Raw genomic sequence first — 21,264 nt, forward strand, 5'->3', positions numbered from 1 at the left:
ATTAGACGGGGAGGAGTCCGAGGGCGATCAGTACCCCGATGCCGAGGATGGGAATGCAGTAGTACTTCAGGAGCGGCATGAAGATCTTCGACGGGTCGATCCGGGCAATCCCGGAGGCGACGTAGATGGGGGCGCCCGAGGGTGGGGAGGCGCCCTCGGTGGACGCGAAGACCAGGACGGCGGCCGCGGCGACGGGTGCGGCGATGCCGGTGCCGACCAGGGCGGCGACTGCGACGGGACCGACCGAGGCCATGGTGGCAGAGGCGGTCAGCGGGATCGCGATGATGACGATGATGATCCCGACGAGGATCGCCATCAGCCAGGACGGTGCGCTGAGGCTTTCGAGCATCGCGGTCAGCTGCTGAGGCAGTTTCAGCTTGGCGAGCACCGCCGATGCGGAGAACGCGGCGACGATGGTGATACCGATGACGCCGAATTGGGGGGCGGCGTCGCCGAGGACCTTCCACCAGCCCGTGCTGGTTTTGGGTAGGTGCCGGCGCCCGAGGAAGAGCACCAGCAGGATCATCAGGACGGGGATCCAGGTGATCAGGCTCAGCGCACTCGACATCACCAGGTCGGTGTAGTGCGCGATGGGTGCGGCGATCGGACCGCGGGTGAGTAGTAGCGGGATCAGGATCGGGACGAACAGCAACAGCGAGGTCCACCCGACCCGCAGGCTCCGCTTCACCGGGATTCGGTCTTCCGGGGCGATCGGCTGCAAGCCGTTCTTGCGGACCAGGTAGTAGCTCAGCACCAGTCGGTAGCCGAGGCACCAGAGGCCGGCGATGGCGAGCGGGACGATGATGTCGTCGGCGGCCATCATCCCGGTGACGGTGCTGGACCCGACCAGGATGAACATGGTCGCGCTGAACGGGAACGTCACGCCCATGCCCGCGCAGCCGGCGACGACGGTGGCGGAGAGTTCGCCGCTGACGCCGGAGCGTTTCATCCACGGCACGGTGACTGAGCCGACCGCGGCGGTGACCGAGGCGCCGACATGCGCGATGGCACCGAACATGCCGCCGGCGACGGTGGACGTGTAGATCGGACCGCCGCGCAGGCGGCCGAGGAACGAGTTGAGGATGTCGATGAGCCGGTCGAGGACCGGGGTCTTCGCGAGGATGAAGCTCATGAAGATGAACGCCAGCCCGGCGAACGTCACTTCCTCCTGCATCGAGTTGACGAAGCCCTCCCACATGTATTTCGGGGCGTCACGGCCGGCGAACGCACCGACGACGACGAACCCGACGATCATCGCCTCACCGATGTTGCGTTTGAGCACCGCATTCCAGAAGACGATGGACGCGATGAACGCCAGCAACGCCCAGATGGCAATCATGCCGCGACCTTACGGGCGGCGATGATCGCGGCGCGACGCTGCGCCTCGTCGGCTTCGACCGCCCGGCCACCCGCCAGGCTGGTGAACGCTTCGGCCGCCGGGATGATGATGACGCCGTCGTCGTCGGCGACGACGAGGTCGCCGGGGGCGCAGACGACACCGCCGACCGCGATCGGGACGTCGATCTTGCCGGGGCCGTCCTTGTAGGGGCCCGAGGGGTTCACCGCACGGGCCCACACGCCGAACCCGATTTCCTGCAGGACGTCGATGTCGCGGGCGGCGCCGTCGATGATCATGCCGACGCAGCCGCGGGAGCGGGCGCGTTCGGCGATCAGCTCACCCATCAGGGCACGGTTCTGGTCGCCTTGTCCGTTGATGACGATCACCTCACCCGGTTGTACCTTTGCCAGCGCCTCGTGCAGCGCCTTGTTGTCGCCGGCCCGGGTCCATACCGTGCGAGCACGGCCGACGATGCGTGCACCCTTCCACATTGCGTGGATACCCGAATCGACCATGCCCATGCGTTGGCGGGCGTCGCCGATGTTGGCGACCGGAAGGCCGGCGTAGGCCTCGAGCAACTCGTCGGTGGCGCGACCATTCGCGTCGGCGAGAGTGCGGTGCGCCTCGGCCGTGGCGGACGCGAGAACTGGGCGGACACCGAGCGCGTCGAGGAGCTCGACCGAAGCGGCCGCCTCCACCGTGCGTCGAGCGGCGTGCTTGCGGGTGCCGTCCCGCAGCCGGTCGAGGGCTGAGAAGCTGCCGGACAGCTCACCGGCGATCTGCGCACGCACCCACTGCTCGGCGTCGGCGGCGACCCCGGCATCGACCGATTCGACGATCAACGCGCCGAGGCCCTTCATGAACGTGCTGCGCAGCAGCTTGCGGTTCGAGGCGTCCCCGGGAGCGCCGGTGATGTCCTCGACCGCGGCGCCGAGCGCCTCGAAATACGCTGCCGCCAAAGCCGATCCGTCGCCACTGACCACCAGGGCGGTACGCGCCCCGTGGGCGGGGACGGACCCGACCACCGCGACATCGGCGAACGCAGCGCCGGCCGCGGTGACCACGTCGGCGACCTGCGCCTTGATCTCGGCCGGCGCGGCATTCATGTCCGCGTAGCAGGAACCGTCCGACAGATGCGGTGCGGCGTCGGTCGCCGCCCGCACCGCAACCTTTGCGCTGGTCAGGCTCAGCACCAGATCCGCACCCCGCACGGTGTCGGCGACGTCGTCGAAGCGCAGCACTCCCGCGGGGGTGGCGGTGTCGGCCGGGTCGAACCCGGTCACCTCCCAGCCCTGTGCGAGGAATCCCGACGAGTAGAGACTTCCGGCTTCGCCCAAGCCGAGGATCGCAACCTTCATAATTTCCTCTCATACTGTGATAACCTCTATCACATGATGCAGTAATGGTGGTCACAGTGAGAGGCGCTTGTCAAGGCGCAGAACGTCCAGGGAGTTCGGTCGGACAGAGGTGCGGGCAGCAGATGCCACGCACCATTTCGGCATGTCGAAAAATCGGTTAGCGGAAGGTCGACGGGCTCGAAGCCAGGTCCAGTGCGCTCCGGCCACGCGCCGCGGAATGAACATCGTCAACGAACGGGTGCCGGCCACAGGGATCGAAAGTGGCGGCTGGTTCGTGAATTTGTTTGGTGCGGGCCAGGTTTTGTCTCGGCTCGACTCGCGCGCTCACCGGAGGTCTATCGGCGGTCGATCATCACGTTCGCCGACACCACCGGATCACGAAGACTGAAACGGGGTGAAGATTCTACGCCGAGAAGAAGTCGATGAGTTCGCGTGCGATCTGTTCGGGCGCGTTCTCCGTGGGGATGTGCCCCGCATTCGGGATGCGGATAAGCGTGGTGTGCGGGATCTCCGAGGCGAACTGCTCGGCGTACTCCACTGTCTCGAAGGCGTCGTCCTCACCCCAGATCAGCAACTTGGGCGTCGTGGACTGCCGCAGCGCTGGAACGAGATCGAGGGTGTAGCGGTTGTCGGCCGCACCCGCGAGAGCGATCCAGGAACGGCGAACCCGCGCAGCCGACCACGGATCCAGATAGTCCGCTATCCGCCGTTCGGTGGCGGCGCCGGCCAGCGCCGCCGTCACCGCCTGTCGGCGGGCGGCGAGAACGTCGTCGACGGTGGTTCCCGCGTCGACTCCCGGGCCCTGGAACCGCGCCACGTGGGGCGCCGGCCAGGAGTCGTAGGTGACCGAGTTGACCAACGCCAGCCGCGACACTTCCAGCCCATCGTGAATGAGGAGATGCTGGGCGACGGCGCCGCCGATGTCATGACCTGCCACGGCGATCGGCCCGGAGATCTTCAGTGCCGACGCGAATCGCACCACCCAATCCGCAAGGGCCGGGACGGCTGCCGTTTCCAGGGTGAGCTCGCCTCCCGAACGCCCCAGCCCGGGGAGATCGACCGCGATCGGCTGCAGCCCCGCCTCGGCGAGGCTGCCCAGCACCGGAAGCCAGACCCGGCTCCAATACGTTCCGTGCAGCAGCAACACCACCGGACCGTCCTGCTCGACGGTCAGGTAGCTGGCCGCTTCGCCGTCGACCTGGACTGCGGTCCTCACAACCGCTTCCGTCATTTCGCTCATGGAACCACTGTGACGGAGGCAGGCCTCCCCGCCCAGAGTCAGAAACGACATTCATGAGTACATTCCTGCCATGAGCTTCCGTCGGATGGAGGCACTCTTTGATGAGCCGCTCACCGCCGGCCTCGCCGAATGTCGAACCCGACTCGTTCGGTCGAGGGCGTTACCCGAACCGCGTCGTCCACCACCGTGTGACGATGGTTGCGGCGGCGACTACCAGGTCGGAGTCGGTGACCCAGTGACCGGGCGAATGGTCTGGAGCCATGGAGGATTCGATCCTTTCGAGAGCGGGGCGTTCGTGCGGGAGGGTTGTCGGATCTACCGGACGTAGTCGGCGCCGGTGATGTCGACGGTGGTTCCGGTGGCGTGCCGGGCGCGTCCGGATGCGAGGAACGCGATGGTCTCGGCGACATCGCCGGGCGGGGTCACCTCACCAGCCTTGACGAACGATTCGAGCGACCCGTTCACCGTCGATGCGACGACACCCGAGCGGATGAGTTCCCGCGCAAGCACTCCCGTGATCAGCGGGTAACGCTCGGCCGACGAGCGACGCTGCGGAACAAAGTTTTCCGCAGCGTCGCCTCGTCACCGTGTTACTTCCCTCCGACGATGCCGCTGTCGAGGAGTTTCGCGATGTCGGAGTCGGAGCTGCCGAGGAGGTCCCGGAGCACGCTGCCGGTGTCGTCGCCGACTGCGGAGGCGGGTGCGACGGTGGCGTGGTGGCCGTCGAACGACGCGGGATGCCCGGAAGCGAGGTAGGTGCCGATGCGCGGCTGATCGAGGGGAGTGAACATCGGGTTCTTCTCGAGTTCCCCGGATTTCACGACTTCCTCGAAGGTGCGGTAGCGCTCGGCGAGTACGGACGTCTTCGAGAGTGCCTCGGCCACTTCGGTTGCGGTGTGTTCGCGGAACCAGCGGGCGAACAGGGCCGTGAGGACGTCGCGGTGGGTGAAGCGATCGGTTTCGCGCGCGAAGTCCACGTCGAGTGCGGTGGCGAGTGCCTCCACCGCGGCGGTGGTTCCGGTAACGGCGACAAGGTCACGGAAGTGACGCGGGGTGAGGGCGACGATCATGAACCGTTCGCCGTCGCTGGTGGTGAAATCCGTTCCGTACGTGCCGTAGACCGAGTTTCCGGTCGCCGGCCTGCCGGTGCCGTTGATCTGGACTTCGGTGAGGTAGCCGAGCGTACCGGCGGTGGCGAGCGCGACGTCCTCGAGCGGCAGGCGGATGTGGGTGCCTTCCCCGGTGGCGTCACGGTGCCGGACGGCGGCGGCAACGGCCAGCGCGGCGTACAGCCCACACACCACGTCCCACGCGGGCAGGACGTGGTTGACGACGCCGGCATGATCGGTGGGACCGGTGATGGACGGGAAACCGAGTCCCGCATTGACGGTGTAGTCGACGGCGGGGGAACCGTCGGTGCCACCGAGAACTTCGAGGGTGATGATGTCGGAGCGCAGGGCGCTGAGCGCGTCGTGGGCGAGCCAGTCACGGCCACCGGCGTTGGTGACGAGGATTCCGCCACCCGCACCGGGTGCCGTGACCAGTTGCTGCACGAGTTCCTGCCCCTCGGGGCTTCGCATGTCGACGGCCACGGACCGCTTACCGCGGTTGAGACCGGTCCAGTAGATGCTCTCACCGTCACTCGTGACCGGCCAGCGCTTGTAGCAGGCGGAGCCGCCGACGGGGTCGACCCGGATCACCTCGGCCCCCAGCTGAGACAGCGTCAGCCCGCACAGGGGGGACGCGATGAAGCTGGAGACCTCGACGATCCGAAGTCCGGCAAGGGGAGTGTGGGCAGTCACGAGAGAAGCTCCTTGATGGTGGAGGTCAGGCCATGAGGGCGGTGAAACGCCAGTCGAGGACGGGAACGTCGGAGGCTGCGGCGTTGTGCGCGAACACGAGTGAACGCAGATGCACGACGCCGCCACCGCCGGGCAACGCCTCGGCGCTCTCGATCTCGAGTTCGCTGGTGAGGGTGTCGCCCTCGTGGACGGGACCGGTGTGGTCGCAGGACTTCCAGCCCAGGACCGTGACGAGGTTGGGCAGCGCGCGCGTGGCCTGCCCGAGAGCGATGCCGATGGTGTGCCCGCCGTAGACGAGCCGTCCGTCCGCGCCGACCCGTTCGTCGTGATGGGTGGCCGCGATGTTGAGGGTGAGGCGCGCCAGTTCGGGGGCGCTCGAGACCACATCGCCGCTGCTCCGCAGGACCGCGCCGGCGAGGTCGGTCGAGAAGTGCTGTCCGGGAACCTTGTCGCGGTAGCGGGCGAGGTCCCAGCCCACGGGGGCGGCGAAGGCCTGCTCGGTCTGCGGACCGATCGCGGACAGGTCGTCGGACTTGCGGACGCGGTCGTCGTCGGGGTTCTCGCTCAACGGGAGCATCGCGCAGCGGTAGAAGTCGAGAACGGTGCGGCCGTCCTGGTCGGTGGACGTCATCCGGAGTGCCGCCAGCCCGGTGGGTTTGCGTCCCGGCTTCGCCGAATTCTCGCGCAGGCCCACCACTTCGGTGCGGGTGTACAGGGTGTCGCCGAGATGGGGGAAGTGGTGGAAGCGGAGGCCGCGGTAGAACAGGTTGGCCTTCACGTGGTGCGTGGCGAGCGTGGACTGTCCGATGGCGACGTCGCAGACGAGGCCGGGGTTCGCCACGGCGTCCCCGGATCCGGTGACGGCCCGGGACAGGTGCGCGTCGAGGGGCAGCCGCAGGCGGTCGCCGAGGATGGCTTGATGGGCGGCGGTGAGGCCGCTGGTCAGGGTGACGGCGGGGGCGGTGTCGAACACCTGCCCCACCTCGAGTTCGTCGAAGTACGGTCCACCGACGTACGTCTGGGTGATCGTCACTGCGCACCTACCTGGGCGAGGACCCGTCGTGCGGCCACCGCGACGGCCTCGTCGAGCATCTGTCCGTCGAGTTGCGCGGCCCCGCTGCCCGCGGCCTCGGCGGCGGCGAGTGCGTCGATCACGCGGCGTGCGTCCTCGACGGCGGTGTCGGTGGGGGTGAACGCCGAAGCGGCCGATTCGACTTGCGCGGGATGGATGACCCATTTCCCGTCGAACCCGAGTGCGCTGGTCCATGCTGCCGAGTGGCGGAAGGCGTCGTCGTCGGCGATTCCGAGGAACGGGCCGTCGATCGCCTGGATGCCGGCGGCGCGGGCGGCGACGAGGACGCCGTCCTGGATCGCGAGCCAGTGCTCGGGAAGGGCGGAGCGGGAACGGCCGAGGGCCGCCCCGAGATCGGCGTAGCCGATGATGACGGACTCGAGCCGGGCGACGGACCGGGTGATGTCGCCGATGTTCTGCACCCCGACCGGAGTTTCGACGAGAGCCTGCAATCCGATGTCGGTACCGGCGAGAGCCTGATCGGCGTGCGCGAGATCCTGCGCTGTCTCCGCCTTGGGAACCACGATGCTCGTGAGCGCGGCGCCGAGGGACGCACACAGGGCGAGGTCGTCCTCGGCCCACGGTGTGGTCAGCGCGTTGATGCGGACCGAGACGGCCCGGGAGCCGTCCGACTCGCGCACGAGACGGCGCACGAGGTCGCGGGCGTCGGCCTTCCTGGCCGAGGCGACGGCGTCCTCGAGGTCGAGGACCACCTCGTCGGCGGTCGACCGGAGCGCCTTGACGGCCTTGCGTTCGTCGGATCCGGGGGCCACCAGAACGGCGCGCCTGCGGGTGAGGTTCTGCACGATGCTTCATTCCTAGCGTCTGGGAGCCCGGGTCGGGCTGGTATGTACAGCCCGGGTCGGGCTGATATGTACGGCCAGCCCAAAGGGGCTGCGCTGCTGATGCTGGCAGCGGCGTAGTCGTCATGTCAAGACCGATCGTTGACTTTAGGCAGACATTATCGGATTATGGCCGTACAAATGTTGTGCGAGTGCGAGGTGGAGTGATGGGCAAGCTGAACGAGGAAGAGGCGTACCTGGTCGAGACGGTGCGCGCCTTCATCGACCGCGACGTGAAGCCGACGGTGCAGGCGGTGGAACACGCCAACGAGTACCCCGAGAAGTGGATCGAGCAGATGAAGCAGATCGGGATCTACGGTCTGGCGGTCCCGGAGGAGTACGGCGGATCACCGGTGTCGATGCCCTGTTACGCGCAGGTCACCCAGGAACTGGCCCGCGGGTGGATGAGCCTGGCGGGGGCGATGGGCGGGCACACCGTCGTCGCGAAGCTGCTGTCGCTGTACGGCACCGAGGAGCAGAAGCAGCAGTACCTGCCGAAGATGGCGACCGGCGAGATCCGGGCCACCATGGCGCTGACCGAGCCCGGTGGCGGTTCCGACCTGCAGGCCATGTCCACCAACGCCAAGACCGACGGCGACGATCTGGTGATCACCGGTTCGAAGACGTGGATCTCCAACGCCCGCCGATCCGGCCTGATCGCGCTGCTGTGCAAGACCGATCCGAGCGCGACCCCCAAGCACAAGGGCATTTCGATCGTCCTGGTCGAACACGGCCCCGGTCTGACGGTGTCCCGAGATCTGCCCAAGCTCGGCTACAAGGGCGTCGAGACGTGTGAGCTGTCGTTCGACGGTTACCGCACCCCCGCCACGGCGATCCTCGGCGGCACCCCGGGCAAGGGGTTCGCGCAGATGATGAAGGGCCTGGAGACCGGCCGCATCCAGGTGGCCTGCCGGGCGCTGGGCGTGGCCACGGCGGCGCTCGAGGACTCCCTCGCCTACGCGCAGCAGCGGGAGAGCTTCGGCAAACCGATCTGGAAGCACCAGTCGATCGGCAACTACCTGGCCGACATGGCAACCAAGCTGACGGCGGCACGGCAGCTGACCTGGCACGCGGCCGAGCAGTACGACAGCGGCGACCGGTGCGACATGGAGGCCGGGATGGCCAAGCTGTACGCGTCCGAGGTGGCGATGGACATCGCCCTCAACGCGGTGCGCATCCACGGCGGTTACGGCTATTCCACCGAGTACGACGTCGAGCGGTACTTCCGCGACGCCCCGCTGATGATCGTCGGCGAGGGCACCAACGAGATCCAGCGCAACGTCATCGTCTCGCAACTCGTGTCGCGGGGCGGTCTGTAGTCCGGCAACCTGCACGTAGGATCGGTGCGCGATGAACGGTAGGGAACGAGAACGAGAGACGGAGCCGGCGTACCAGCTGGTGTCGAAGCAGCTCCGTGAACACATAGCCGCGGGCAAGTACCGCGGCGGCCTCAAGCTCCCCACCGAATTCGAGCTCGCGGAACAGCACGGCGTGAGCCGGCAGACCGTGCGACGCGCATTCCAGGACCTGGTAGCCGAGGGCATCGTCTACCGGGTCCCGGGCCGCGGGACGTTCGCAGCCGAGTCCGACGGCCGATACCTGCGTCAGCTGGGGTCGATCGAGGATCTGATGAATCTGTCCACCGACACCACCATGGAGGTGGTCTCGCCGCTGCGCCGCCGGGTCGACATCGAGGCCGCGAGCAGGCTCCGCCTCGACACCGACCTCGTCCACACGGTCGTGTTCCGGCGCCGCCACGACGACACCCCGTTCGTACTGACCACCGTGTACCTTCCCGACGAGATCGCCCGGCTCGTCGTCGACGCACCCGAGATGTCCGAGGGCGCCGTCAGTGCGTACACGATCATCGGTCTGCTGGAGCCGCACCTGCGCAGCCCCATCATCGAGGCGGCCCAATCGATCACGGTCGCGCCCGCCCCCGCGGACGTGGCCCGCGAACTCGGCTGCCCCGAAGGCCATTCGATGCTGCGGGTGGACCGCCTCTATTCCGATTCGGAAGGGCGGACCGTCGAGTTGGCGGTCAGCTACTTCCTGCCCGAGCACTACACCTACCGCGTGACCCTGCGACGTGGCGGACGCTGACCGTCCGCGTCCTCCTCGGGATCGGCGTCTGCCGCCGCCGTCCGCGCGCTCGACCCACGTTTCCACGACCACATCCCGGCGCTGCTGCCGTTCCGTCCCGAACTCCGCGACAGGCCGGGGACTTCACCGCCGGCCCGGGTGAACAGTGGAGACCGACCGGTACGCATCGAGGTCCGATCGGCAGCTCGAGCGACCGTCCAGTCCCTCTGCCAGGGGATGACGCCTCGAACTTCACCCCCTCGACCCGATAGTGTGCACGGCGGGGGCAAGCGCACGTCATCACCGAGAATTCGCAGAGGTTTACATTGTCGAGTCCCGAAAACGACGCCGAGCTCGCAGGCCGCGTCCAGCGCCTGCTGCAGTTCCTGCGCGAGATCGTCAGGGCTCGCACGAAGCCGGTTCTCCGCGTCGACCAGCACGAACAGGTCGAATGGCTGCATCAGGACGGCCGGACGATCCAACTCGATTCCGACGCCGCGCAGGGTGACATCGTCCTGCGTGTGCCCCTCATCGGCGTCGAGGATCCGCCGGAACTACCCGCGGTCCTGGCCGGCTGGGTGGACGCGTCGGCCCGCTCCGACAGCTCGCGTTCCGATCTGGAACTGAACGCGTCCGACGCCTACGCAGAGGACTCCGACGAGGAATACGACGTGCGTCGCGCGTACGACGTCCGGCAGGCGTTCGACGCCTACGTGCCGCGCTGGCAGGCGTGGGCGAAGGCCGACCGGGAGCGTCGCCCGCACGCCGATCTGTACCAGTCGTTGCAGCGGATGCTGCAGGAGCTGAACGCCCGCCCCGAGTCGATCGAACTCGTTCTCGCGTCCGGCCTGCTGACCCTGGCGGGCGCCGGTCCGGTCGACGGCGTCCAGACCCACCTGGTCACCCAGTCCGCGAGCATCCACCGCGACCCCCGGACCGGCGACCTGCTGGTGCGGCTGATCGCGGGCTCCCAGCCCCGGCTCGAGGACTCCCAGCTGTTCACCGGACTGGACATTTACGACAGCGCGCACGCGATGCCGCTGCAGAAGCAACTGCAGGACACGGCCGCGTCGCCGCTGAGCGACGGCGTTCGCGCACTGCTCGCGGAGTGGGCACCGAAGTCGCTGATGACGCCTGTCACGGTGCGGGACGGCGTCCGGCCACCCGACGCCGACGCCGACGGCACCCTCACCCTGTCACCGGCCCTGGTCCTGCGGAAGCGCAGTGCGTTCGCCCTGGTCGAATATTACGAGCAGATGATCTCCCACCTCGAACGCGACGGCGCGACCGTTCCCCTCGGGCTCGCGCAGCTGGTCGAGGCGATCGAACCGGCAGACCGGCTGTCGTGGCTCGAGCGCACCGGCGCCGCCACCTCGTCGACGCTCGCCGAAGACCCGCTCTTCCCGCTCCCGGCCAACGCCGAGCAGTCGCAGATCATCGAGCGGCTCGGCGGCGACAGCGGAGTGGTGGTCGAGGGCCCGCCCGGCACGGGCAAGACCCACACGATCGCCAACCTGGTGTCAGCGCTGCTCGCGCGCGGCCAGCGGGTACTCGTCACGAGCGAGAAGGCGCAGGCGCTCCGGGTGCTGAGGGACAAGCTCCCACCCGAGATGCAGGAACTGTGCGTCTCCATCACCGACCTCTCCCGCGGCGGCTCCGACGAGCTCACCCGCAGCGTCGCGACGATCGCCGAACGGAAGTCGTCGTTCAACCCGCACAGCGAGGGCCAGAAGATCGCCGATCTCCGCGCCCAGCGGGACGAGGCCGTGCAGAAGCGGGCCGTCGTGCTCGAGCAGGTGAAGGCGCTGCGCGAGTCCGAGACCTACCTCCACGACGCTGTCGCGGACGGCTACGAGGGCACCGCCGCCACCATCGTCCGCAAGGTCATGGGCCTGCAGGACGCCTTCGAGTGGCTTCCCGGTCCGCTGCTGAGCGAGCAGCCGCCCCTCACCGGCACCGAGGTCGAGACGCTGCGCCGGCTGTCGGTGACGGCGTCCCCCGAACGGGCGCAGCGGTCCCGTCAGACGCTTCCCGCGCTCGACTCGCTGCTGCCCAACCGGGCCGAACTCGAACGGCTCTGCTCGCGGGCGTCGACCAGCGTCCCCATCGACACCCCGCAGTCGGCGCATCTGCTCGAGGTCCTCGGGGGCGTGGACCCCGAGACCGCGTACACCGTTCGCCGGCACTGCAAGGAACTGCAGGCGCGCGCTCACGACGTGCTCGATCTCGACGGTCAGTTCCAGAGCCTCGCCGACACGGTCCTCTCCGGCCGGGCGACGCACCTGTGGGGTCGGCTGGACGCTCTGCCCGCGATCGTCGAGGCGGCCGCGGCCGCCGACCGCTACATCGGTGCGCACGACGTCCAGTGCGCCGTCATGACCCGACCCGCACTGCAGGCGGTCGGTGCACTCGCCGTCGCGATGGAATCCGGTGCCGTCGAGTGGAAGGCACGTTTCCGTCGCAGCGAAGAGCAGAAGGCCGTCGAAGAACTTGGCCTCGATGCCACCGTCGACGGCGCACCCGCCACGACCGCCGCCACGGTGCGGCTCGTGACCGAGCACCTGCGCGCCCACGACGCCGCGCAGACCGCCGCCACCCTGCTGGCGGATCTCCGGATTCCGGTGGACATGAACGGTTCCCGTGCCGTCCAGGTCGACAGCCTCAACATGATCGTCGGCCGGGTGGCCCGGGTGCGCGCCCTCCTCGTCGCCCGCGACGCGCTGGCCCGCGAACTGTTCGCGCTGTCCCCGAACGCGCCGCGGATCCGTACTCTCGCGGACGCCGTCGCGGTGGCCGGGGCCGCAGAGGCGATCACCACGCGTGCCGACGTGGACAGTGCCCGTGCGGAACTCGACGCCATCGTCTCGACCGTCTCCACCGAGGTCGACGCGGGACCGTCACCGGAAGGCACCGCCCTGGTGGCCGCGCTCGATCAGGCCGACAACACGGCCCTCTCGGATGCCCTCAGCCGCTACGCGATCGCCCGCGTCGAACAGCAGGATCAGCGGCTGTTCGACGAACTGTCCGACAAACTCTCACCCGTCGCCCCGGCACTGTACGAATTGGTGCGCAGGACGGCGGCGCTCACCGAGTGGGACGAGATGAGCTGGCAGATGTCGGAGGCGTGGGCGTGGCGCCGTGCCCGCCAATGGGTCACCGAGCAGCATCGTGCCGGTCGTGAGCAGGAACTGGAAGCCGAACTCAACGCCGTCGACGCGGATCTCGCGCATCTGACGGCGCGGCTCGCGGCGGCCACCGCCTGGCGCGACTGCCTCGAACATCTGACGGCGGATCAGGTGCGGGCGTTGCAGACGTACCGCGAACACATTTCGAGCATCGGCGCAGGTGCCGGTAAGTATGCCGAGAAGTACCGCAGCGCAGCACGATCCGCGATGGGCGAGGCGCAGGGCGCGGTGCCCGCGTGGGTGATGCCGCTGCAGCAGGTGCTCGCGTCGATCCCGCCCGTACCGGGCAGCTTCGACGTCGTCATCGTCGACGAGGCGAGCCAAGCCGACATCACCAACCTGTTCCTGCTGTGGCTGGCGCCGCGGGTGATCGTCGTCGGAGACGACAAACAGTGCGCACCCGCCGACATCCCCACCACCGGCACCCTCGACGACGTGTTCACCCGGCTCGACGCCTACCTGCCGGACCTTCCGGAGTACGTCCAGGCCACACTCACGCCGCGGTCGAGCCTGTTCTCGATCCTGCGCACCAGCTTCGGGCAGGTGGTCCGGCTCCGCGAGCACTTCCGCTCGATGCCCGAGATCATCAACTGGTCGAGCACCCAATTCTACGGCGAACTGCCGCTCGTCCCGGTGCGGCAATTCGGCGCGGACCGGCTTCCGCCACTGAAACATACGTACGTATCCGACGCCACCGTGGCGGGCAAGGACGCGACGCTGACCAACCACGTCGAGGCCGCCGCCCTCGTCGACCAGCTCATCGAATGCCTCGTCGACCCCCGCTACGACGGCAAGACGTTCGGAATCGTGGTGCTGCAGGGACAGTCCCAGGTCGACGCCATCCGAACCGAGCTCGTCAAGCGCATCGGCATCGAACAGTGGGAGCAGCGGCGACTGCGGGTCGGGACGCCGCCCGACTTCCAGGGCGACGAACGGAGCGTCGTCTTCCTGTCGATGGTGGTGGGACCCGAGCAGAACTTCGCACCACTGACGGCGAACCAGTACAAGCGACGGTTCAACGTCGCGGCGTCACGCGCACAGGACCAGCTGTGGCTGTTCCACTCCGTGACCGTCGACGAACTGAAGCGGGCCGACCTGCGCAACTCCCTGCTCAGCTACATGATGTCGACGTCGCCGGCACCGGCCGACCCCATGCCGCAGGACGTCGACCGCGACGTCCGGATCCCGCCGTTCGACAATCTGCTCGAGCAGCGGGTGTTCAACGACATCGCCGACCGCGGCTACCACGTCAATTCCCAAGTCGAGGTGAACAATCGGCGCATCGACCTCGTCGTCACCGGCGGCACCATGAGACTCGCCGTCGAATGCGACGGCGACGCGTTCTCGACCACCCCGGAACAGCGGATCGCGGACCTCGAACGCGAACAGGAACTCAAACGGTGCGGCTGGACGTTCTGGCGCGTCCGCGAGTCGGAGTACTACCTCGACCCGAAGGCTGCCCTGTCGAGTTTGTGGGACACGCTGGACAACCTTGGCATCGCGCCGCACGCGGTGGATCACGCGATCGCCATCGAAGCGGCCGCCACCGAGCGGGCAGCGCGCGACGCCGCCGCGTCCGAGCGCGGAAAGCACGCGGCCCCGATAGGCGCTTCGCGCCCGTGAGTACTTATTAACGTCCCGCGGTTAACAAGTACTCACAGGTGCGGAGCGCATGAGAATCCAGGAGTTCGCCGTCTCCGACGAGACGTCGGGGCCGTATGCGATCACGACCGGGCCCGACCACGCCCTGTGGGTGACGCTCGTCCACGCCGGTCGGATCGCGCGCCTCACCGTCGACGGCGAAGTCGCGACGTATCCTCTCGACACTGCGGAGTGTGGGCCCACCATCATCACGCCGGGCCCGGACGCCGCCTTGTGGTTCACACGATTCCACGACCACCGGATCGGGCGGATGACGTCGGACGGTGCGATCGACTCCTTCCCGACCCCGACCTCGGACAGCGGTCCGTTCGGGATCGTCGCCGGCCCGGACGACGCACTGTGGTTCACCGAGACGAATGCCGATCGGATCGGGCGGATCACCACTGACGGGCAGATCGCCGAGTTTCCTCTGCCCACGGACGGCGGGTTCCCTTCGGCGATCACGCTGGGTCCGGACGACGCACTGTGGTTCACGCTCAACCAGGCGAACGCGATCGGCCGTATCGACGTCGACGGCAACGTCGCGGTGCATTCGCTGCCCACGCCCGCCGCCGGGCCGGTGGGAATCACTCGCGGGACCGACGACGCGCTGTGGTTCGTCGAGATCGGCGCCGGGCAGATCGGCCGGATCTCCGTCCAGGGCCGGATCGACGAGTTCGCACTCCCGGACCGCTCCGCTCGACCTCACGCCATTGTCGCCGACCCCGACGGCGGTTGCTGGTTCACCGAATGGGGCGCAAACCGCATCGGACACATCGGGCCGGGCGGCGATATCACCGAATACGACCTGCCGACACCGTCTTCGGAACCGCACGGGATCGCCGTGGGACCGGACGGTGCGGTCTGGGCGGCGTTGGAGATCGGACTTGTCGCGTGCCTTCGGCCCGTGAGTACTTGTTAACGTCCCGCGGTTAACAAGTACTCACGGGCGCGGCTGCGCACGACTGTCGCCGCGGAACTCGGCGATGACGTCGTCGCCGCGCCGGACGGTGACGTCGTAGATGCCGTTGCGCCCGAAGCGGGCCCGTTCCACGGCCTCGGCGACGAGGGTGTCGCCGAGGCGGGTGGCGGTCAGGAATCGGATGTCGGCGCGGGCGGCGACGGCGGGTGAGTCGTATCCGTTGCACGCCATCGCGAATGCGGTGTCGGCGAGGGTGAACACGAAGCCGCCGTGGGTGATGCCGTGGCCGTTGACCATGGTCTCACCCACGACCATCGACGCGACCGCGTGGCCGGGGCTGAGTTCGAGGATCTCGATGCCGAGCGCCTGGGACGCGTTGTCGGCCTCGAACATCTTCCGCGCGATACGGCATTCCGCGGATGCGTCGACAGTCATGGTTCTCCTACTGGTTGTAGACGGATTCTTCTTCTTGGACGTACATGGTGACGCCGCCGGTGGCGAAGTTGCGGACGTCCTTGCCCGCCTGCTTCATCTCCTCGGACTGCAACCCGGACTTCATGGTGGCGGCGTCGGGGAAGACGAGGCTCGCCACCGCGTAGTACGGCGGCGTGCCGCCGTCGAGGGCACTGCACTTGCCCCAGGTGAAGTCGGTCAGGCCGGGGACCTTGCGGGCCAGCGGCATGTGGGTGTCGCGGTAGTAGGCGTCGAACGCCTCGGGATCATCGGGCTGGCCGTAGCAGACGGCGACCTTGAAGCTCATGCGTTTTCTCCTTTGGCGACGAGGGTGAGAACGTCGTATGTTGCGACGGGATCGCCGTCCTGGTTGACGACGACTGCATCCCAACGGACTTCACCGTAGTCGGCGCTGCTGCGCGGGGTGATGAGCTTCGCGGTGAGCGTGACGGTGAGGCTGTCGTCGGCCTTGACGGGGGTGAGGAACCGGAGGTTGTCGACGCCGAAGTTGGCGAGGACGGGACCGGGATTCGGTTCGACGAACAGGCCGGCGGCGAGGGAGACGACGAGGTATCCGTGGGCGACGATGCCGCCGAACAGCGGGTTGGCGGCCGCGGCCTCGGGGTCGGTGTGGGCGTAGAACGTGTCGCCGGTGAACTCGGCGAAGTGGTCGATGTCGGCGAGGGTGACCTGGCGGGGGCCGCCGACGATGGTGTCGCCGATCCGCAACTGTGCGAGGTTCTTCCGGAACGGGTGGATGCCGTCGTCGTTGCGCTGCGAACCGGTGACCCACTTGTTTCCGACCGCGGTGAGGATGTCGGGGGTGGCCTGGACCGCGGTGCGCTGCATGTGGTGCAGGATGCCGCGGATGCCGCCGAGTTCTTCACCGCCGCCTGCGCGTCCGGGGCCGCCGTGCACGAGGACGGGCAGGGGTGAGCCGTGGCCGGTGGATTCCTTCGCGTCGTCGCGGTTGAGGACGAGGACGCGGCCGTGGAACGGGGCGAGGCCCAGCACGATGTCGCGGGCGAGTGCGGAATCGCGGGTGACGAGGGAGGCGACGAGGCTGCCCTTGCCGCGGGCGGCGAGTTCGATGACCTCGTCGGTGCTGTCGTATCCGATGACGGTGCTGACGGGTCCGAAGGCCTCGATGTCGTGGGGTTCGGTGGCGTCCTTGTCGTCGGAACGCAGCAGGATCGGCGGCAGGAATGCGCCCGTCGCCTTGTCGGCGCCGACGACCTCGAAGTTCTCCGGGTCGCCGACCACGATCTGCGCCGTCTTGGTCAGGCCGCGCAGCGATTTCAGGACCTCGTCGCGCTGTTCGAGGCTGGCGAGCGCACCCATCGTGACGCCTTCGGCGTCGGGGGCGCCGACCACGACGCGCGAGAGCCGGGCCTCGGCCGCGGCGATGACGTCGTCCATCAGTGCGGTCGGCACGAAGGCGCGCCGGATGGCGGTGCACTTCTGGCCGGCCTTCACCGTCATCTCGGTGACGAGCTGCTTGACGTAGAGGTCGAATTCCTCGCTGCCGGGCTCGACGTCGGAGCCGAGGATCGACGCGTTGAGCGAATCGGCCTCGGCGTTGAAGTGGACGCCCTCACCGACGACGTTCGGGTGCGCCCGCAGGGTGGCCGCGGTGTCGGCGGATCCGGTGAACGCCACGGAGTCCTGCCCGCCGAGGTGGTCGAGCAGCCCGCGGGCGCTCCCGGACAGCAGCTGGACCGAACCCTCGGGCAGCAGCCCGGACTCGATGATGCGACGGAACACGAGCTCGGTGAGATAGGCCGATTGGCTCGCGGGCTTCACGATCGACGGGACGCCGGCGATGAACGCGGGGGCGAGCTTCTCGAGGAAGCCCCACACCGGGAAGTTGAACGCGTTGATCTGGACGGCCACGCCGCGGCGCGAGGTGTAGACGTGCTGGCCGAGGAACGTGCCCTTCTTGCCCAGCTGCTCGAACGCGCCGTCGAGGTAGACGGTGTCGTTGGGCAGTTCCCGCCTGGCCTTGCTGGCATAGCTGAGGAGGGTGCCGAACCCGCCGTCGATGTCGACGCCGGAGTCGCGCTTGGTGGCGCCGGTCGAGGTGGAGAGGGCGTAGAACTCGTCCTTGCCGGCCATGAGGGTGAGTGCGAGCGCCTTGAGGGCGGCGGCGCGCTCGTGGAAGGTCAGCTTCGCGAGTGCCGGTCCGCCCACCTCGCGGGCGTAGGTCACCATCTCGCCCAGGTCGAGTCCGGTCGCGGAGATGCGCGCCACCTCGGAGCCGTCGACCGCGCTCAGCAGCGGCGTTCCCTCGTCCGGCGCGGTGTGCCAGCGTCCGGCGGCGTAGCTTTCCAGTAACTTGCTCACGACAACTCCATTTCACCGTACGTTCGGTCGGTTAACACAATCGTCGCTTCTGCCGCTGGTTGTCAAGGGAGGATCGCAACTTTTCGTGCGCTACCTCCTCTTGCGTACCGACCGAAGATTCGGTTATTAATAGACGGCACCCCCGTGAAGGAGAAGACTGTGGCCGAAGTGTTTCTGGTGGACGGAGCCCGTACCCCGCAGGGTCGATACGGCGGAGCGCTCGCAGGAGTGCGCCCCGACGACCTTGCCGGTCTCGTGGTGGCCGAGGCCGCCCGCCGGGCCGGAATCCCGGGCGACGCCGTCGACGAGGTGATCCTCGGTGCCGCCAACCAGGCCGGCGAGGACAACCGCGACGTCGCCCGCATGGCCGTGCTGCTCGCGGGCCTGCCCGACAGCGTTCCCGGTTACACGGTGAACCGCCTGTGCGCGAGCGGTCTGACCGCCGTCGCGTCCGCCGCGCACACCATCCGCAGCGGCGAGGCCGACATCGTCATCGCCGGCGGCGTCGAATCGATGACCCGCGCACCCTGGGTGATGGCCAAGCCCGGCACCCCGTGGGCACGCCCCGGAGAGGTGGCCGACACCTCGCTCGGCTGGCGCTTCACGAACCCGCGATTCACCGCCACCGACCGGGACGTTCCGGCCGGGGCCGGACCGGACGTCCGCAAGGTGACGTTGTCGATGGGCGAGACGGCCGAGGAGGTCGCCGCGCTCGAGGGCATCACCCGCGCCGAGAGCGACGCCTTCGCGCTGCGCAGCCAGGAGCGGGCGATCGCGGCGGTCGACGCCGGCCGGTTCGAGCGCGAGATCGTGGCCGTGCCGGTGCGCGACGGTGAACTGATCGCCGACGAAACCCCCAGGCGGGGAACAACGCTGGAGAAGCTGGGCTCGCTGAAACCGGTGTTCCGCAAGGACGGCATCGTGACCGCCGGTTCGTCGTCCTCCCTCTCGGACGGCGCCGCGGCACTGGTCGTCGCGAGCGAGGCGGCGGTGGAGAAGTACGGCCTGACCGTTCGCGGCCGCATCGTCACCAGCGCCAGCGCGGGTATCGCCCCCAACGTCATGGGGCTGGGCCCGGTCCCGGCCACCCGGAAGGCGCTCGCCCGCGCCAACTGGTCGATCTCCGACCTCGGCGCCGCCGAACTCAACGAGGCCTTCGCGGCGCAGTCGCTCGGGGTGATCCGGCAGCTGAAGCTCGACGAGTCGATCGTCAACGCGGACGGCGGCGCCATCGCACTCGGCCACCCACTGGGCTGCTCGGGTGCGCGGATCCTGCTGACGCTGCTCGGCCGGATGGAACGCGAAGGCGCCCGCCGCGGGCTCGCCACGCTGTGCGTGGGCGTCGGCCAGGGCGTCGCGATGCTGATCGAGGCGCCGTGAACACACTGAAGATCGAGGACCGCGACGACCGCATGGTGGTCACGCTGCACCGTCCCGCGCAGCGCAACGCGATCAACGCGGAGATGATCGGCGAACTGCACCAGGTGTGCGCGTCGCTGGAGGCGACCCCGAAGCCGATGCTGCTGACTGGCGAGGGCGACCACTTCGCCGGCGGCGCCGACATCGCCGAACTGCGCGAACGCGGCCGCGACGAGGCGTTCGCCGGCATCAACCGCAATCTGTTCGACCGTATCGCGAAGCTGCCGCTGCCCACCGTCGCGGCGGTGAGCGGGTACGCGCTCGGCGGCGGCGCCGAACTGTCCTACGCGTGCGACATCCGCATCGCCACCGAGACCGCGGTCTTCGGGAACCCGGAGCCGGGACTGGGGATCATGGCCGCGGCCGGGGCCAGTTACCGGCTGCCCGAACTGGTCGGCAAGTCCGTCGCCAAGCAGGTCCTGCTCGGCGGCCGGAACCTCGACGCGCAGGACGCGCTGCGCAGCGGACTCGTGATGAGTGTCGTCGCACCCGGCGAGCACATCGATGCAGCGCACAAGATCATCGACCGCATCACCCGGTCGGCGCCGCTGGCGCTCAAGCTCACGAAGATGATCGTCGACGCGCCGGGCTCGCACCCGTTCGCCGACGACATCGCCCAGGCGGTGCTGTTCGAGAGCCGCGACAAACACGACCGCATGACTGCGTTTCTGGAGAAGAAGAGATGACGAGCACAGCACCGAAGAACGTCGGCGTGGTCGGCGGCGGCCGGATGGGCGCGGGTATCGCGCAGGTCTTCGCCACCCTCGGCTCCACCGTCACCATCGCCGAGAGCGGCGACCGGCAGGCGGCCCTGCAGCGGGTGTCCGACGGACTGGACCGCGCGCACGAACGCGGCAAGCTCGGCGACGTCGATCCCGCGACGATCCTCGGACGGGTGTCCACGGTTGCCGCCCCCGACGCGCTTCCGCCGGCCCTGGATCTGGTGGTCGAGGCGGTGCCGGAGTTGGTGGACCTCAAGCTCGGCGTGCTGTCTGTCGTCGAAAAGACGGTCGACCCGTCCACGGTGATCGCCAGCAACACCAGTTCGATCTCCATCGCCGAACTCGGCAATGTCCTCACCGACCCGGCCCGGCTGATCGGCATGCACTTCTTCAACCCGGTTCCGGCGTCGACGCTCGTCGAGATCGTCCGCGCCCCCGCCACCGACGCGGCTGTCGTCGACCGGGTGCGCGAGTGGGTGTCTCAGCTCGGCAAGACCGAGGTGCTGGTCAACGACTCCCCGGGTTTCGCGACCAGCCGGCTCGGCGTGTGCCTCGGGCTCGAAGCCATCCGGATGCTGGAGGAAGGCGTCGCCGACGCCGAGTCCATCGACCGGGCCATGGAACTCGGCTACCGGCACCCGATGGGTCCGCTGCGGTCCACCGACCTCGTCGGCCTCGACGTCCGGTTGGCCATCGCCGAACACCTCGCGAAGACGCTCGGCGACCGGTTCGCGCCGCCCGCGCTGCTGCGGGAGAAGGTCGCGAAAGGCGAACTCGGCCGTAAGAGCGGCCAAGGGTTCTTCACCTGGTCCTGACCGGGCCACGCACACCACAACCAGCAGGA

The 21,264-nt window shown here is 68.5% G+C and carries 17 protein-coding genes; 7 read left to right on the forward strand and 10 right to left on the reverse strand.

The genetic code is table 11. The features are described from left to right. Nucleotide 1: 1 nt before the first annotated feature. The 7 genes from CJ177_RS13210 to CJ177_RS13245 form a co-directional block, all read right to left on the reverse strand. Nucleotides 2–1,339, reverse strand: coding sequence for a TRAP transporter large permease subunit (locus CJ177_RS13210; RefSeq protein ID WP_005250744.1), 1,338 nt, complete (start codon nucleotides 1,337–1,339; stop codon nucleotides 2–4). Next, nucleotides 1,336–2,697 (reverse strand): NAD(P)-binding domain-containing protein, encoded by a 1,362-nt coding sequence (locus CJ177_RS13215; protein WP_095867899.1) that lies wholly within the window; start codon nucleotides 2,695–2,697, stop codon nucleotides 1,336–1,338. Before CJ177_RS13215 ends, CJ177_RS13210 begins: the two co-directional genes overlap by 4 nt. A gap of 403 nt (nucleotides 2,698–3,100) precedes the next feature. Continuing rightward, nucleotides 3,101–3,913 (reverse strand): alpha/beta fold hydrolase, encoded by an 813-nt coding sequence (locus CJ177_RS13220; RefSeq protein WP_257014510.1) that lies wholly within the window; start codon nucleotides 3,911–3,913, stop codon nucleotides 3,101–3,103. 339 nt (nucleotides 3,914–4,252) lie between these two features. Beyond that, on the reverse strand, nucleotides 4,253–4,447 hold the full coding sequence (locus CJ177_RS48320; protein WP_257014511.1) for a hypothetical protein: 195 nt from the start codon (nucleotides 4,445–4,447) through the stop codon (nucleotides 4,253–4,255). A gap of 80 nt (nucleotides 4,448–4,527) precedes the next feature. Beyond that, nucleotides 4,528–5,739, reverse strand: a complete 1,212-nt coding sequence (locus tag CJ177_RS13235) for a CoA transferase (protein WP_005250752.1) — start codon at nucleotides 5,737–5,739, stop codon at nucleotides 4,528–4,530. Nucleotides 5,740–5,764: 25 nt separating this feature from the next. Then, the gene (locus CJ177_RS13240; protein ID WP_005250755.1) at nucleotides 5,765–6,772 is read right to left on the reverse strand and encodes a MaoC family dehydratase; all 1,008 of its coding nucleotides are present in this window, start codon (nucleotides 6,770–6,772) and stop codon (nucleotides 5,765–5,767) included. Further along, nucleotides 6,769–7,617: a CoA ester lyase gene (locus CJ177_RS13245; protein WP_005250757.1), complete on the reverse strand. Its 849-nt coding sequence runs from the start codon at nucleotides 7,615–7,617 to the stop codon at nucleotides 6,769–6,771. The genes CJ177_RS13240 and CJ177_RS13245 overlap by 4 nt, the downstream gene beginning before the upstream one ends. Nucleotides 7,618–7,820: 203 nt before the next feature. Here CJ177_RS13245 and CJ177_RS13250 point away from each other — a divergent pair, with 203 nt between their 5' ends. From CJ177_RS13250 to CJ177_RS13270, 4 genes are all read left to right on the forward strand, one after another. Next, nucleotides 7,821–8,972, forward strand: a complete 1,152-nt coding sequence (locus tag CJ177_RS13250; RefSeq protein ID WP_005565798.1) for an acyl-CoA dehydrogenase family protein — start codon at nucleotides 7,821–7,823, stop codon at nucleotides 8,970–8,972. A gap of 31 nt (nucleotides 8,973–9,003) precedes the next feature. Continuing rightward, nucleotides 9,004–9,756, forward strand: coding sequence for a GntR family transcriptional regulator (locus CJ177_RS13255; RefSeq protein ID WP_005250759.1), 753 nt, complete (start codon nucleotides 9,004–9,006; stop codon nucleotides 9,754–9,756). Between the two features lie 305 nt (nucleotides 9,757–10,061). Continuing rightward, the gene (locus CJ177_RS13265; protein WP_061699847.1) at nucleotides 10,062–14,543 is read left to right on the forward strand and encodes an AAA domain-containing protein; all 4,482 of its coding nucleotides are present in this window, start codon (nucleotides 10,062–10,064) and stop codon (nucleotides 14,541–14,543) included. 49 nt (nucleotides 14,544–14,592) lie between these two features. After that, nucleotides 14,593–15,483 carry a virginiamycin B lyase gene (locus CJ177_RS13270; protein WP_095867900.1) on the forward strand — a complete coding sequence of 297 codons (891 nt, stop codon included), beginning with the start codon at nucleotides 14,593–14,595 and terminating at the stop codon, nucleotides 15,481–15,483. 21 nt (nucleotides 15,484–15,504) lie between these two features. Here CJ177_RS13270 and paaI read toward each other — a convergent pair whose 3' ends face one another. From paaI to paaZ, 3 genes are read right to left on the reverse strand one after another with little or no spacing between them, the layout of a single operon-like run. Continuing rightward, nucleotides 15,505–15,918, reverse strand: a complete 414-nt coding sequence (gene paaI, locus CJ177_RS13275; protein WP_005250762.1) for a hydroxyphenylacetyl-CoA thioesterase PaaI — start codon at nucleotides 15,916–15,918, stop codon at nucleotides 15,505–15,507. A gap of 7 nt (nucleotides 15,919–15,925) precedes the next feature. Next, nucleotides 15,926–16,243 (reverse strand): EthD family reductase, encoded by a 318-nt coding sequence (locus CJ177_RS13280; RefSeq protein WP_005250763.1) that lies wholly within the window; start codon nucleotides 16,241–16,243, stop codon nucleotides 15,926–15,928. Continuing rightward, nucleotides 16,240–18,279 carry a phenylacetic acid degradation bifunctional protein PaaZ gene (paaZ, locus tag CJ177_RS13285; protein ID WP_095867901.1) on the reverse strand — a complete coding sequence of 680 codons (2,040 nt, stop codon included), beginning with the start codon at nucleotides 18,277–18,279 and terminating at the stop codon, nucleotides 16,240–16,242. Before paaZ ends, CJ177_RS13280 begins: the two co-directional genes overlap by 4 nt. Nucleotides 18,280–18,438: 159 nt before the next feature. On the opposite strand from paaZ, the gene CJ177_RS13290 reads away from it, so the two are divergent. The 3 genes from CJ177_RS13290 to CJ177_RS13300 are packed head-to-tail and all read left to right on the forward strand — an operon-like array spanning nucleotide 18,439 to nucleotide 21,235. Further along, nucleotides 18,439–19,659, forward strand: a complete 1,221-nt coding sequence (locus tag CJ177_RS13290; protein ID WP_095868222.1) for a thiolase family protein — start codon at nucleotides 18,439–18,441, stop codon at nucleotides 19,657–19,659. Then, nucleotides 19,656–20,384 carry an enoyl-CoA hydratase/isomerase family protein gene (locus tag CJ177_RS13295; protein ID WP_025433341.1) on the forward strand — a complete coding sequence of 243 codons (729 nt, stop codon included), beginning with the start codon at nucleotides 19,656–19,658 and terminating at the stop codon, nucleotides 20,382–20,384. The genes CJ177_RS13290 and CJ177_RS13295 overlap by 4 nt, the downstream gene beginning before the upstream one ends. Continuing rightward, a complete protein-coding gene (locus tag CJ177_RS13300) occupies nucleotides 20,381–21,235 on the forward strand; it encodes a 3-hydroxyacyl-CoA dehydrogenase family protein (protein WP_005250769.1) in 855 nt (284 codons plus the stop codon). The genes CJ177_RS13295 and CJ177_RS13300 overlap by 4 nt, the downstream gene beginning before the upstream one ends. The last annotated feature ends 29 nt before the right edge of the window (nucleotides 21,236–21,264 follow it).

The organism is Rhodococcus sp. ACPA1 (assembly GCF_002300195.1).
GTDB lineage: Bacteria > Actinomycetota > Actinomycetes > Mycobacteriales > Mycobacteriaceae > Rhodococcus_F > Rhodococcus_F opacus.